This window comes from Alteromonas sp. DY56-G5, assembly GCF_041414725.1.
GTDB lineage: Bacteria > Pseudomonadota > Gammaproteobacteria > Enterobacterales > Alteromonadaceae > Alteromonas > Alteromonas macleodii.
Genome location: NZ_JANHZQ010000016.1, coordinates 1 through 13,967, shown reverse-complemented (window position 1 = coordinate 13,967; position 13,967 = coordinate 1). Strand labels below are relative to the sequence as shown.

Sequence of the window (13,967 nt, the reverse complement as noted above, 5' to 3'; positions counted from 1 at the left end):
AAATGAAACGAACTCAGCTTGCCGCCGCCGTTCTGTTGGCAACAGGAAGTGTTTCGGCATTCGCCGCGACCTATTCAGTGACGCCTCTTCCTTTACAGGATACCGCTAGAAACAATTTTGCTCGTTCGATTGATAACTCAGGCAAAATGTTGTCTGTCGTTCAACTGGAGTTCAATCCACCAATCGACGCAGAGCAGCTTGAAGAAGACACGACTTTTTTTGACCAGTTCGGTGAGAGTCTAGAAAACGAAGATGACGCACGCCAGGGTGTTTTTACAGACATAGACTATACCACGGTAGTAAATTATCTTCTATCGAACCCAAATCTTACAACGGGACAGAAGCTAGCGTCGTATAGAACCTATGCAACCGACACTCAAGATATATCATTAGTACCAGGTCTTGATGAAGTTACAGACAAATTTGATGACTATACGCGATCTGTTGAATCGACTGGTCGTGACAGCTTGAACGGTAACTTTATTGTCGGTGATTCTTCGGGACTGGTTGTTCTAGACCCATATGAGAACGAAGATGGCGATACATTAAACTACACGTATCCAGAGTCAGCACAACAAGCCTTTGTTCAAGCATCTGGAGAGACTAAAGTACTTCCAGCTGTTGATGACACTGTAGGAGGGTTCTCTTCAGCTCGAGCAATAAACGCAAACTTACAGGTTGCAGGTTTCAGTACTGTTAGTTTCCGCGATGATGTTGCCGATGCTGTTGAAACGTGTACAGACGATGAGTCTCGTGGTGACACATCTGAAGGTCGCTGCCTGTTTACTATTTATAATGGCGATTTTGCTGTTCCACGTATTTCTAGCTACTTCATTAATTCATCTACAAATTACTTACCGAGCTTCGTATTGCTGTCTGAGGTTAACGCTACCATTTGGCAGATCGATGTCAACGGCGATGTAATCAGCACCGATACCTACCCGTTATTATTTGAACCTGATGAAGACGATACACGCCACTATTTCACGTATGCCTATGACATAAATAACCAAGGTATCGCAGTCGGTGAAGGCCTTACTGGAGATCGCATTACGATAACGCGCCCAAATACATCAGGCAGGACTGAAAGTGAACGAGTTGCAACGGTTTTCAGAGACGGTGAAACCATTGAACTTCTTCCACGCGAAGAAAATATCATTAGCCAAGCAATTGCAATTAACGACGAAAACTGGGTAACCGGTGCTGTGCTTCGCTCTCAAAGCGATGTCGCACGTTCGCGTTTATTTGTTTATAACCTAGACACACAAGAGCAACATTATCCAGATGGTTTCTTTGTGAGCGCAGGGGTAACTGCAAATGCCATTAATAACAATAATATTGTTGTTGGTAAGGCAGATGTAGTCGCTACCAGTGAAACGCTACGTGAAACTGCCGCGTTCATGTACAACATCGATACGGGAGAGTTTATTGACTTAAATGATTTAGTGTCGTGTGATAACCCGTACGAACTTATTGAAGCGGTAGATATCAATGACAATGACGAAATCATTGCGAATGCGAGAATTAAAGCCACTAACAAATACGTAACGGGCAATGACGTTATTAATTCTGACGGTGAAACTGAAGAAATTGACACAATTGTAGCAGTCAAACTTTCTCCGTTAGCGAATGGCTCGATAGAAGAATGTGAAATTCCAGAAGACGAACAACCCTATGAGCGCAAGGGCGCTTCCACAGGATGGTTAGCATTTTTCGGTCTGTTTGCAGGTGTATTTATGCGCAGACGGTTGAAAAAATAACTGACCATTTGGTTATTATGTGATCACATTTCAAAAAGCCACACACCCGTGGCTTTTTTTATGCCTAAATAATGTAAAAAGTTACATATTTATGCATAAAAAATGTAACAAAAATTTTATCGAAACTTCATTTATTTAAACTTTGTCAAGCCCTTTTATTTTTTATTTTTCTTGAACCATTTAGTTAATTGCACTATCAAAGTAGTGTACGCAATCACTTTTCCGGCACTATCAACCGAAATGATGTAGAGCGCTCGAGAAAATGATTTGTTGTACTTTCAACAAACAAAAGAGGCTAATCAATGAAAAGACAAAAAAGAGATAAACTGACACGCGCCCATTCTAAAGGCTATCAAGCTGGCATTAGCGGTCGTTCAAAGGAAAATTGTCCATTTCAGCAAAACGATGCACGTTCACAATGGTTAGGTGGATGGCGTGAGGCAGTAGAAGACAGACACTTAGGTTTAAGTGTCAAATAACACTTCTCTTTTATGAACTGATTATGCAAAAAGGAAAGCCCCTGAAAAGGGGCTTTTTTGTAGGTCGAGATTATTTGACCGTAAAGCTCAATAAAGACAGCTTAGAAGTTTGACGTATCTTGGAACAAGCCAACTTTCAAATCTTTCGCTACATAAATCTCACGGCCATCAACTTCTACAGTACCATCAGCCATGCCCATGAACAGTTTGCGCTTAATCACGCGCTTCATAGTGATTTTGTACGTAACTTTTTTAGCTGTTGGCAGTATTTGCCCGGTAAATTTAACTTCACCTACGCCCAGTGCACGACCTTTACCTGGGCCGCCACTCCAACCTAAGAAGAAGCCAACCAGTTGCCACATCGCGTCTAGGCCTAAGCAGCCTGGCATTACCGGGTCGCCCGGAAAGTGACAGTCAAAGAACCATAAATCCGGGGTAATATCCAATTCTGCGATGATTTCGCCTTTGCCATGTTCGCCGCCATCTTCTGTGATTGAAACTACACGGTCCATCATAAGCATGTTAGGGGCGGGAAGTTGACTATTACCTGGTCCAAACATTTCACCACGGCTACACGCCAATAAATCTTCTCTATTAAAACTGTTTTTCTTCTCTGACATTCCCAACTCGTTGCTGTTATTTAAGTGACGGTGCTAATTTAGCGAACAGTTGTACGCCAAACAACTCTGAACAGTCATTTTTCTGAAGAAAAACGCGTGCTAATATAGCTTTAGTTACTTGGGCCTGTATAAATATCACGCTAGGCGTATGAAATATGTGCAGACCCTAACTTTTTAGGCTCTACCATAACGTAACTTTATGTGAAAACTATGACAGAACAAACGACGAAAAAGATCATTAAGAAAAGTGCAGCAGATAGAGCTAAAGCCAATGCAGATAAACAGCGACGTTTCAGAGAAAGACAAAAAGACGCGGGTAAAAAGCTAGTAAGAGGCTATGTAAGCCCAGAAGCAAAAGCGTGTTATGACGAAATACGCGACAAGACGGGTTGGACAGATAGTGAAGCAATGTCGAACGCCATGAGACTTATGTACGCGGCATACAAGTGCGGACAAATTAAACTTTTAAACGAGTGGCTTCGAAAAAATAACCGCTAGGCCTAATGGTCTAGCTTAGTTTTAAGCCATGCTAGACTGGGGCTATTTTGCATGGTGTGACGTTTCACTATGCGCTGCGCTTCTTTAACCACATCATCTCTGTCTCGAAAGTCCCATAGTCGCTTAGCCGTGCTCTGGCTATGAATAGCAATATTAGTAATGGGCGCGACATAGTCTCGCTCTAGGTCAAAGTCGAGCATTTGAGCCTCTAGAGGAGGCAATAGATACGGCGCGTGTATTGCGTCGCCAGGCAATGATTTAAGCTCTGGCACCCACTTTCTTATGAATAGACCCTCTGGATCTAATTTTTTTGATTGTGTAGCAGGATTGTACAACCTCACGGTGTGGATACCTGTTACGCTGGCTTGCATTTGAATTTGTGGATAGTGAATACCTGGCTCGAAATCTAAAAACTGCGTAGCTAGGTAATGCGCAGCTTTTAGCCAATGAACATTTAAGTGATGGCACAGAAAACTAGTGATCATAGCGCGCATGCGAAAATTTAGATAACCGGTATACTTCAACGCTCGCATACAGGCGTCAACCAGTGGATAGCCAGTTAGGCCGGTTTTCCAACGATAAAAACGACGCTCAGCTTCAGGGCCGTCAATAAAAGGGTAGTTCTCATAGGCACGGTTCATTGGGCGCCATTCTATACTGTGTTCGCTTTCAAATTTTTGGATGAAGTGGCAATGCCAGTGAAGTCTGGAAGTTAATGCAGAAAGGGCACGCCCCCATTGTTTTCCTTCGTCGCCCGTTAACGTCTTCTTCACTTGTTTTTGCTGCAAAACACTTTGGTAAACTTGCTTGATTGATATATTGCCCCAAGCCAAATATGGACTCAATCGAGAGCATGCTCGCCTCGCATTCTCTGGCATCGATATATGCTGATGGTAAAACTTCCCCCGACTTTTAAAAAAGTCTTTCAGCACATGCCATGCACGTTTTTCACCGCCAGGTTGCATAGCTTCAAGTTCACTTAGGTGCGCGATGACCTCGGGACGAAGGTTGGTTTCGTAGACTGAATTAGGGTCAAATTGGCGGCTAATAGACGCTCTATAACCGGCGATGTCGTCGAAATTCTTTTCAGCATCTTTTATCGCAGCATGCTGCGTCCAAGCGACCCAGTTTGCACTGTTTATATCAAAATCGTAAGTGCTTGTTGTAAAATGGTGCTCCCAATTCGACTGCCATTGAGCTCGATGGGGCAAACCTCGAATTACTGCTCCAAACTGGCTTTCCTTCAAAGCTATATTTCTATTATTCAGATAGTTAGCTACTTTTACATCACGGTTATGCGTAACCTTTAGGCCTGTTTCCTGGTAACTCCTAACCGCAGAAATGGTGTAATACCGAGCAATAAATTTAAATGCATCTATCACTTCACAGTGCAACGTCAAAATACGGGCAGGTGCAGGAAGCTGGTTGTTAATATCGTCGATACTTTGCTGAACAAATCGCCAATGGCGAACGTCCATATGTGGGTCTTCAATAAGCGATGGTTCCCAGCAAAAAAGCGGCAATATATTTTCTTTCGCTTCTACAGCTCGAAAAAGTGGCTCATGATCACGCAGGCGAAAATCTCGCTTAAACCATATAATCGTAATGGACGGTTTAGGGTTATCTGGCACCATAGAACATATAACCTATAACCACTTTTTACGGAATTGGCCCTTGGGGTCGTAAATCTCTGTTTGCTTTATCAAGTTGAATTGTCTGTGTCCGCGAGGGTCACTGCCAACACCAGCAAGGTAGAGCCAATTTCCCCAATTACTTCCCACATCGTAATCAATGAGTTGATGCTCAAACCACGCTGCGCCATATCGCCAGTCTTGACGAAGTTCGTGCACAAAACAACTTGCTACTAGTTGTCTACCGCGGTTAGACATGTATCCCGTTTCAGCAAGCTGTCGCATACACGCATCTACAATTGGATAGCCTGTTTTACCTTCACACCAAAGTCTAAACGTTTCTGGACAATGTTGTGTAGATGGCGTTTTCCCCTGAATCCCACTGAAGTGAAACCATTTTGCTCCATATTTATACTGCAACCAGTGAAAGAATTCTCGCCACAGTAGCTCAAAGTAAATCCAATAAGTGGAATCGTTTTTCTCGACTGTTGCTTCAAAAAGCTGTACCTGCCTAACGACTTCTCGCGCAGAAAGTGAACCGTTAGCTAACCAGGCCGAGAACTTAGTACTGTCTTGCCAAGAATCAAGCGCATTTCGCGTTTCTTTATATGAAGACGCCGACTGCCAGTCGAAGAGGTAAGTGCCTAAGTGGGATAGCGCCGCTGTTTCACCTCCTACAAATGATGTTTCTGATGGCGCGGGTAAATCAATATCAAGGGTTAAATGAAATGACTCATCCAACGGGGGCGTAAATGCGTCGGGTAAAGACGCTAGCGCATCGTGAACCGGTGAAGGTTCACTATGCTTCTCTACTTTTCTGCGGAACGGACTGAAAACATCAGGCATATCTTCAATGCTGAATGGTAATGTCGAAACATCAAACAACCCGAACGTTGGGGTTTCAACCACAGTCAATGAATTAGAGAGACGCCTTACTGCGTTTAATTGAGCAGTTTCATCATAACCGCAATGTTGACTAACACCTATATGGGTATATTGGCCCGCCTGTAAAAGATTCGCTAGGCACTCTTCCGTCTTGCCTTTTAGTACGAGTAGCTCATGACCTAAGCCAGCCAACTGGCGTTTTAAATCTTCTAAAGTCTGCAACAAGAATGTATGCCTGTGTTGTCCCATTGGAGACAATCCGAACTCATTTGGGCTGAAATTCTTATCATCTAAGATGTAGACAAAAGTAATCTGAGCAACTTTTTTACAAAGCGCGGCGATGGCTGCTTGATCGTGAAGTCTTAGGTCATGTCGAAACCAGAACAAACCTCGTTGATTAAGGTTTGAACACTGTTGTTGAGTGTGGTTGTTTATCATACTAATTTAGAGCACTTTTTTACTGTTTATACGGATCCTGAACCCGTTTATTACCGTAATACGTGCAATACGAATAATATTAAAATTTGGCGCAACGCCTGAGGAAAAAAAGTGACCGTTCCTGTTAGTATCATGTGGTTTAGACAAGACCTTCGTGTAAAAGACAATCCGGCATTAAACGCTGCTTGCGACATGGGAAAAATAGTTCCCATCTACATCTACGATGACACAACACCTAACGGAAGAGAACCAGGAGGCGCCAGCAAATGGTGGCTTCATCATTCGCTTGCGTCGTTGAATAAACGCCTGAACGGGCATCTACAAATATTTAAGGGTGATCCTCAGAAGCTTATTCCCAAGTTAATGGCGTCATTTGATGCCAAGGGTATTTTCTGGAATCGGTGCTACGAACCGTGGCAAATAAATCGGGATAAAGGGATTAAGAAAACACTTATCGATAGTGATTACGAAGCTCACAGTTTTAACGGTAGTTTATTGTGGGAACCCATGAAGGTTCTAAAGAAAGACGGTACACCGTACCGAGTCTTTACCCCATACTACAAAAAAGGCTGTTTACAGATTGAAGAGCCTCGTTACCCCAAAGCACCGCCAGCACGTATTACTTATGCCGATGTAAGTAATGAAGGTGATGATTTAGCATCTTTACGTTTGTTACCCACTATCAAGTGGGATGAGACCATCGCCAAAACGTGGGCTCCAGGTGAAGACGGCGCCGCTGATAACCTAGCTGACTTTATTCAGAATTCAGCGCGAAAGTATAAAGATGGAAGAGATATACCATCAGCAAAAGGTACATCTCGCTTATCTCCCCACCTACATTTCGGGGAAGTGTCGCCAAATCAAGTTTGGTATGCGATTAAAGACAAGTTTGGTAATAGCGAAGACAAGAGCATTGAAACTTATCTAAGTGAACTTGGTTGGCGGGAGTTTAGCTATTACTTATTGTTCCATTTTCCGACCCTGCCTAATAAAAACTTTAACGATAAATTTGACAAGTTTCCCTGGCGTACTGACGCTAAGGCACTTAAAGCATGGCATACAGGCAGAACGGGTATTCCTATCGTCGACGCGGGTATGCGCGAACTGTGGCAAACAGGCTACATGCATAACAGAGTACGTATGATTGTAGGCTCGTTTTTGGTCAAAAACTTACTGCTCAGTTGGCACGAAGGCGAGCGGTGGTTTTGGGACACATTGTTAGATGCCGACCTTGCCAGCAATAGCGCCAGCTGGCAATGGGTAGCGGGCTCAGGGGCCGATGCAGCACCTTACTTCAGGATATTTAACCCAATTCTGCAAGGTGAGAAATTTGATAGCAAAGGGCAATACGTTCGCAAGTACTGCCCCGAGTTGAATAAGTTATCAGACAAATACATTCATAAGCCTTGGGAAGCTCCAAACGCCATATTGAAAGAGGCAGGCATTGAGCTTGGCAAGGAATACCCAAAGCCAATCGTTGATTTGAAAGCGTCGCGTCAGCGTGCACTTGACGCTTTTCAACAAATAAAAGAGTAGGGTATGGCGGCACTTATTTTAGTTTTAGGCGACCAGCTTACCGAAACATTACCGGCAATAGCTAATGCAGTAAAAAGTAATGACACCATATTAATGGCGGAAGTGCGTGAGGAAGCCACGTACGTAAAACACCATAAAAAGAAGATAGCGTTTTTGTTTAGTGCTATGCGTCATTTTGCCAATGCGTTGCGCGACGACAATTTTAACGTTAACTACGTTCATTATAACGACGAAAACAATCAAGGCGGTTTACTCGCCCAGGTAAAATACGCGCTTAACGAAAACACGTTTGATGAAGTAAGAGTGACCATGCCCGGTGAATACCGCCTGCTTAAAAGCATGGAGCAATGGGAAAATACCCTTGGGGTTCCTGTTACGATTTGCGATGACAATCGTTTTTTATCCACCCCTCAGGAATTTACCGACTGGGCAAACGGCAAAAAACAACTTCGTATGGAGTTTTTTTACCGTGAGATGCGCCGCAAGCACAACATACTAATGGATGGTAAGAACCCCATCGGGGGTAAGTGGAATTATGACGCGCAAAATCGCGAATCTATGCCTGAAACTCATAAGGTTCCTAAACACTCGACGTTTGAAATTGACGACATAACAGCAGATGTTATCGAACTTGTGAAAGAGGAGTTCAACGATCACTTTGGCGATATAGATAACTTCCACTTTGCGGTAACTCGAAAAGGTGCACTCAGCGTCTTAAATACTTTTATAGAAGAAAGATTACCTAATTTTGGTCAGTATCAAGACGCCATGGTGGAAGGTAAGCCTTGGCTTTACCACTCTCATATAGCCTTTTATCTGAACTGCGGTTTGTTAACACCTAGCGAGGCTATCCACGCTGCTGAGCAAGCCTACCACGCAGGACAAGTACCTCTAAATTCTGTCGAGGGATTTATACGTCAGATCCTAGGCTGGCGCGAGTATGTTAGAGGTTTCTATTGGCACTTTATGCCAAATTTGAAAACGGATAATTACTTTAATAACAGCCGCTCACTACCTTCGTTCTTTTGGAACGCTGAAACAAATATGAATTGCATGCGGCAATGCATTAAAGAAACGCAACAAAACGCTTACGCCCATCACATACAGCGTCTCATGGTAATTGGTAACTTCAGCTTGTTGACCGAACTTAACCCAGAAGAGGTTCAAGCATGGTATTTGTTGGTATACGCCGATGCCTACGAGTGGGTTGAGCTTCCTAACGTAGCAGGCATGATTCTGTATAGCGATGGCGGCAACTTAGCGAGTAAGCCTTATGTCGCGAGCGGTAGTTATATCAACAAAATGAGCAACTATTGCAAAAACTGTGGATACCAGGTTTCGAAAAAAACGGGGCCGAAAGCCTGTCCATTCAACTATTTGTATTGGCACTTTATTGATAAGCACAAAGAAAAACTGAGTAACAATCATCGAATGGCCATGATTTACAAAACCTATGGACGAATGAAGGAAGAAAACATCGAGACCATGAAGCAAGATGCTGCAATATTTCTATCAAAGCTAACCAAAAATGAAGAAGTCTGATTTACCCACAAAGGTATGTCCGGTTTGCCAACGACCATTTACGTGGCGCAAAAAATGGGAAAAGAATTGGGAAAATGTACGTTATTGCTCCAAGCGTTGCGCCGGAAATAGAAAAAGCGCTACCGATGAGTAAAGCGCGATATGGCGTGTGGGCAAAACTAGAGACATAGATCGCTAAGGCATCATTACCGCTAAATAAAAACTATAGTTAATCATTCGCCGCTACTGTTGCGTATGAAATAAAGTGAAAATACAAGGAGTGTGTTGTGGAAGCACCGATAACCGTAGATAGGCTACGTTTTCTTTTATACAGTCTCAAAGAGAAGCTTTGGGTGAAGCCTCTTGGCTTTTGTTTGCTTTCTATCTTCGCGGTTTTTATAGCTAAAGTTGCTGACGGTACATCACTTGCCGAACATATCCCTGAAATAAAGCCCGATTCTGTTGAAACGCTACTCTCAATAATGGCATCAAGTATGATGGTTATTGCTACGTTTTCCGCAGGCACTATGGTCAATGCTTATGCGTCAGCGAGCCAATCATCTACACCTCGCTCATTAAGCCTTATAATATCAGACGACGTCTCGCAAAATGCGCTCTCAGTTTTTATAGGCGCATTTATCTATAGTGCTGTTGCACTTACTGCAATGACTCAGGCGTTCTTCGATGAAGCGGGATTGTTCATTTTATTCTGTCTGACCTGTGTGGCTTTCATCATTGTTATCTTAACGTTTATACGATGGGTAGACAGCGTAGCACGCTTAGGGCGCGTAGGCTCAACACTACTGAAAGTGGAGCACGCAACCACTCGTGCCATTAAAAACAGAATTGATATGCCTTGCTTGGGCGCAGTCCCACAGGGACAAGTAAAAGAGCAGGGGGTTCACGCTATTTTTACCGAGCAAGTAGGCTACATTCAGTTAATAGATATTGCAAAACTACAGCGCTGGGCTGAAAGTAAAGACTGTTTTATAAATGTTGCCATGCTGCCGGGTGAGTTTGTGACACCAGAGCGCCCCATAGCCTACGTTAATAAAGATGAACAAACCAAGGATGTAATTAGCGCGTTCACTATTGGAGAAGCCCGCTCCTTTGAGGCAGACCCGCGCTTCGGCTTTATCGTACTGGCTGAGATAGCATCAAGAGCGTTGTCGCCATCCGTCAATGATCACGGTACGGCAATAAATACTATTAGCATCATTACACGATTAATGCTTATGTGGCGAAAGCAATTCGAAGACAGCACGAAAACACAAAAGGAAAAAAAGAGCGAGACTGCAAAGTATGATCGTATTTCTGTTCCTGAGTTGAACGTTGCCGACCTATACGACGACGCATACACATCTATAGCGCGAGATGGTGGCGCCAATATAGAAGTCGCTATAAGAATTCAAAAGTCGTTAACCACCCTAAAGACATGCTTCAATAACCTAAACGATGATTTTAAATCAGAGGCGATACGCATGGCAGAGCACAGTTTTGAGAGAAATAAGTTATTGATGAACTATGATAATGATATAGAGCGAGTAAAGCACTTCCATCAAATCCTTAAAGAGGACTGATATACCTAGTCAGTTAGATACAAGAGCCAGCTAAATGGTGCACTTCACTTAGCTGGCTATTTACAGAGCAGTTAAATAATAATGGTGCTCTAGGCTTGTTACATATGCTTATCGATAAGTTTAGCTAAGCTTTTGCCATGCTTTCATCGAGCCTTCCATCACATCCACGGTTTTTATACCTGCTTGTCTAAGAACGCTGGCCGCTGTCGTAGCCCTGACACCCGACCCACAATAAACCGTATACCTAACGTTTTTGTCAAAATCTCCAATTGACGAACTAAGATGACCCAGATAAACATGCGTCGACCCGTCAATTGCCACACTGTCACGTTCATCTTGTTTTCGAACGTCCAATAAAACCCAGTCACTGCTATTACTATCAAAGTGTTCTTTAACGGCTTTGGCACTAGTGAGACTTAAGGAACACAATCCTTTATCGACGTTAGCGTCGCCGGTTAATACAGGTAAATTGATAATATAGCCTTTAACGTTATTAAAGCCCATCCGACGTAGCTGCAACACCGTTGAACTGGCGTGTTCACCACTATTAGCGACTACAATGATTTTGTCATTATCATTTAGAAACCAACCTGCATATGATGAAACCAAACCTTCACCAAAGAACAAACTGCCATCTATATGAGTGCTACAAAACTCATCTTTAGTCCTTACATCTATTATCTTTATTTTGTTGTTATAACATTGATTTGAAAGTTCAAAAGGATCGAAATTACCAATGAAAGCAGGAGAGGTGATATCTATAGTACAAAGCTCACCTGTAACGTTGCATTTTTCCATTTTTTCGAAGTAGGGCGCATAGTAATGTGTTTCCTGTACCTTTTCTTCAATGAAGCGTTGCTTGTCTTTGATTGAGAACTTGGGGTTATTCCTACGCTCATATCCGATAGACGAGAACTCTCTGTCTGCCATACCTCCACCGCAAACTGAACCTGCACCATGCGCTGGATAAATAACAGCCGATTCGGGTAAGCGTGACAACTTCTGAAGACTTTCGAATAAGCGTCCCGCCATTTCATGTTCTTCATTAGGATAAAAGTCAGTTCTACCTACATCATTTACAAATAATGTATCGCCGGTGAACACCGCAATAACTTCGTCGCTTATAGCAGTATCAGATACGGCTAGACAGATACTGTCTTTAGTATGACCAGGCGTTTCTAATACGGATACAAGTAAATCTCCAACGTTGAATTTATCACCATCACTGGTGCAAGAAGCATATTCAACATTTTCGTCAGCGTTCGGCCCGTGATAAACAGGTATATCAAGACGCTGTGCCAACGCTGCAGCGCCTGATATAAAATCTTCGTTACGGTGGGTCTCAAATATGCAGTCTATTTTTACATTAAGACTTGTTGCAGCATCGATATAGGTGGATATATCTAATTGTGGGTCAACTACAAACGCAAATTGTCCACTTGAAACCAAATATGACAACTGCGCTAAACCTTCAGCCTTAAAACTTTGAATTTTCATAACTTTCCTTAGCAGTGCGTTTACGAGTAGCTAGCGCTTTATATGCACAGAAACGTACATACGATCACACGTTCTAGTAATTTGGTTTGCGTTGCTACCAAGACAATAAGGAATAGATACGTAATGAAGATTGTGACTGCGATTTCGCATTAGTGATTTACCAGTTGAGTTAGATTCTTTGCATAGCCGTTATGGATAGACGTGCTGCATCGAGAACGCAGGTTTATAAAAAAGCCTTAAATAGCTGTGTATGGTGTAATTGCGGTGATTAACTTAAACATGAGGTAATCAAATACCTCTAGATTAAAAAGAGCATCTAAATAAGCTATGAGCTTAAAACATTTATAGTCATTTGCGGCATAGATAATAGAGATGAAATCACATATTAAATAACGCAGTAAAAATACCAACAAGCAAGATAGAAACATCGATATCAAGAAAGTAATGAGCTTTTATAAAATGCTCAGTTGTTTAACCTAATAATAAATGCCTCAAAATAGTTTAACTTTTTTTATCAACAAAACGTCGCAAAAACATACCGTGCGCTACGTGAATTAAATTGAAAAATCAGGGGCATAGTACTGCAGATTTTACGTAGCGCACGATTCAATTTATTACGTCCAAATCAAATTAACTGAGCAGTTTTAAATTAAAAGTACTGACGCATGTGAGATGTAAGCGCACAAACACCAGTACCGACAATAAGTCTACATGACAGCCACGCATAAAAGTCTGTAAGTAATCACAGCCAACAAAGCATCCGAATAGAGTGACATCATCGCCCTAATCGTACATATACTCAATTACGCATAATGTATATTATGTTAAATAGAGTATCAAAATTGATGGTGAATGAGCCAGATGAAGCTTTGCAAGATGCTTTACGCTATCCTTCTCGTAATATTTAGATATTCGTAAGGTTTAATGACAACTAGCACAGATGAATAATAGACTTAATCATGTTCCTAAAAACATTTTTCAGGCTTTAGTCTTCTTTACTTTAAATAATGAATGCACAGTTTGTAATATTAATTACTAGCTCAAATAACCAAAGGCTTAACGCTGATGAGTTAAATAAAGGAAACTAACTATTTCTAAGATAAGACGACTAGCTGTAAGGTTAAGGTTTTCTAACATTTAGCGTTAAATGTAGTAATTACGGCCCGTAAAACCCATTTATTAATTGCTCTTTATTTTAAATATCATCAATTATTTATACTTCTTATTAAATTAAACTTTGAGCATGAAGGCCGTTCGTTGTTTTAAAGTTGGGTGGCGTGGATAGCACGTAGAATTAAAAATAATCGACGCGATGTTTATTGAATTCATATCTGCGTAGACGTAGTTTATTCGGCAACGTACCGTATTTTTATTATCGTCGTACCGTAGTCGCCATTAGATAGGCGCTCTATGAAAAGCATATAAAAAGCAAAGGTAATAACTACTAGGGAAACTGCGAATAAGTCCCGCAGTTTAACGCTTAGTTAAGCCGCAGCATCACCTGCCTAATTTTTAAACTCTA

11 protein-coding genes are annotated in these 13,967 nt (G+C 42.1%); 7 read left to right on the top strand and 4 right to left on the bottom strand.

Going from position 1 to position 13,967, the window contains the following annotated elements; genetic code table 11:
- Positions 1–2 precede the first annotated feature (2 nt).
- Positions 3–1,760, top strand: a complete 1,758-nt coding sequence (locus NO989_RS09900; protein ID WP_371342454.1) for a DUF3466 family protein — start codon at positions 3–5, stop codon at positions 1,758–1,760.
- A gap of 302 nt (positions 1,761–2,062) precedes the next feature.
- The gene (rmf, locus tag NO989_RS09895; RefSeq protein ID WP_014949558.1) at positions 2,063–2,239 is read left to right on the top strand and encodes a ribosome modulation factor; all 177 of its coding nucleotides are present in this window, start codon (positions 2,063–2,065) and stop codon (positions 2,237–2,239) included.
- Between the two features lie 101 nt (positions 2,240–2,340).
- On the opposite strand, the gene fabA is transcribed toward rmf, so the two are convergent.
- Entirely contained in the window at positions 2,341–2,859 is a 519-nt protein-coding gene (gene fabA, locus NO989_RS09890; RefSeq protein ID WP_014998413.1) for a bifunctional 3-hydroxydecanoyl-ACP dehydratase/trans-2-decenoyl-ACP isomerase, read from the bottom strand.
- A gap of 210 nt (positions 2,860–3,069) precedes the next feature.
- Here fabA and NO989_RS09885 point away from each other — a divergent pair, with 210 nt between their 5' ends.
- Positions 3,070–3,357, top strand: coding sequence for a hypothetical protein (locus NO989_RS09885; RefSeq protein ID WP_014998414.1), 288 nt, complete (start codon positions 3,070–3,072; stop codon positions 3,355–3,357).
- Positions 3,358–3,359: 2 nt separating this feature from the next.
- Here the strand turns inward: NO989_RS09885 and NO989_RS09880 are convergent, their stop codons facing one another.
- Together NO989_RS09880 and NO989_RS09875 are read right to left on the bottom strand one after the other, a co-directional pair.
- A complete protein-coding gene (locus tag NO989_RS09880; protein ID WP_371342453.1) occupies positions 3,360–4,991 on the bottom strand; it encodes a deoxyribodipyrimidine photo-lyase/cryptochrome family protein in 1,632 nt (543 codons plus the stop codon).
- A 12-nt stretch (positions 4,992–5,003) separates the two neighbouring features.
- The gene (locus NO989_RS09875; protein WP_371342452.1) at positions 5,004–6,311 is read right to left on the bottom strand and encodes a DASH family cryptochrome; all 1,308 of its coding nucleotides are present in this window, start codon (positions 6,309–6,311) and stop codon (positions 5,004–5,006) included.
- 111 nt (positions 6,312–6,422) lie between these two features.
- Here NO989_RS09875 and NO989_RS09870 point away from each other — a divergent pair, with 111 nt between their 5' ends.
- The 4 genes from NO989_RS09870 (at position 6,423) to NO989_RS09855 (ending at position 10,948) form a co-directional block, all read left to right on the top strand.
- Positions 6,423–7,847, top strand: coding sequence for a deoxyribodipyrimidine photo-lyase (locus tag NO989_RS09870; RefSeq protein ID WP_371342451.1), 1,425 nt, complete (start codon positions 6,423–6,425; stop codon positions 7,845–7,847).
- A gap of 3 nt (positions 7,848–7,850) precedes the next feature.
- Positions 7,851–9,389, top strand: a complete 1,539-nt coding sequence (locus NO989_RS09865; protein WP_371342450.1) for a cryptochrome/photolyase family protein — start codon at positions 7,851–7,853, stop codon at positions 9,387–9,389.
- A complete protein-coding gene (locus tag NO989_RS09860) occupies positions 9,376–9,522 on the top strand; it encodes a DUF2256 domain-containing protein (protein ID WP_371342449.1) in 147 nt (48 codons plus the stop codon). The genes NO989_RS09865 and NO989_RS09860 overlap by 14 nt, the downstream gene beginning before the upstream one ends.
- Positions 9,523–9,655: 133 nt before the next feature.
- Positions 9,656–10,948, top strand: coding sequence for a DUF2254 domain-containing protein (locus NO989_RS09855; protein WP_371342448.1), 1,293 nt, complete (start codon positions 9,656–9,658; stop codon positions 10,946–10,948).
- 120 nt (positions 10,949–11,068) lie between these two features.
- Here the strand turns inward: NO989_RS09855 and NO989_RS09850 are convergent, their stop codons facing one another.
- Entirely contained in the window at positions 11,069–12,445 is a 1,377-nt protein-coding gene (locus NO989_RS09850) for a rhodanese-like domain-containing protein (protein WP_371342447.1), read from the bottom strand.
- Positions 12,446–13,967 lie beyond the last annotated feature (1,522 nt).

Bases quoted from the DNA above. Each gene is read 5' to 3' on its own strand.
- NO989_RS09900 (WP_371342454.1), top strand. From the start codon at position 3: ATGAAACGAACTCAGCTTGCCGCCGCCGTTCTGTTGGCAACAGGAAGT.
- rmf (WP_014949558.1), top strand. From the start codon at position 2,063: ATGAAAAGACAAAAAAGAGATAAACTGACACGCGCCCATTCTAAAGGC.
- fabA (WP_014998413.1), bottom strand. From the start codon at position 2,859: ATGTCAGAGAAGAAAAACAGTTTTAATAGAGAAGATTTATTGGCGTGT.
- NO989_RS09885 (WP_014998414.1), top strand. From the start codon at position 3,070: ATGACAGAACAAACGACGAAAAAGATCATTAAGAAAAGTGCAGCAGAT.
- NO989_RS09880 (WP_371342453.1), bottom strand. From the start codon at position 4,991: ATGGTGCCAGATAACCCTAAACCGTCCATTACGATTATATGGTTTAAG.
- NO989_RS09875 (WP_371342452.1), bottom strand. From the start codon at position 6,311: ATGATAAACAACCACACTCAACAACAGTGTTCAAACCTTAATCAACGA.
- NO989_RS09865 (WP_371342450.1), top strand. From the start codon at position 7,851: ATGGCGGCACTTATTTTAGTTTTAGGCGACCAGCTTACCGAAACATTA.
- NO989_RS09860 (WP_371342449.1), top strand. From the start codon at position 9,376: ATGAAGAAGTCTGATTTACCCACAAAGGTATGTCCGGTTTGCCAACGA.
- NO989_RS09850 (WP_371342447.1), bottom strand. From the start codon at position 12,445: ATGAAAATTCAAAGTTTTAAGGCTGAAGGTTTAGCGCAGTTGTCATAT.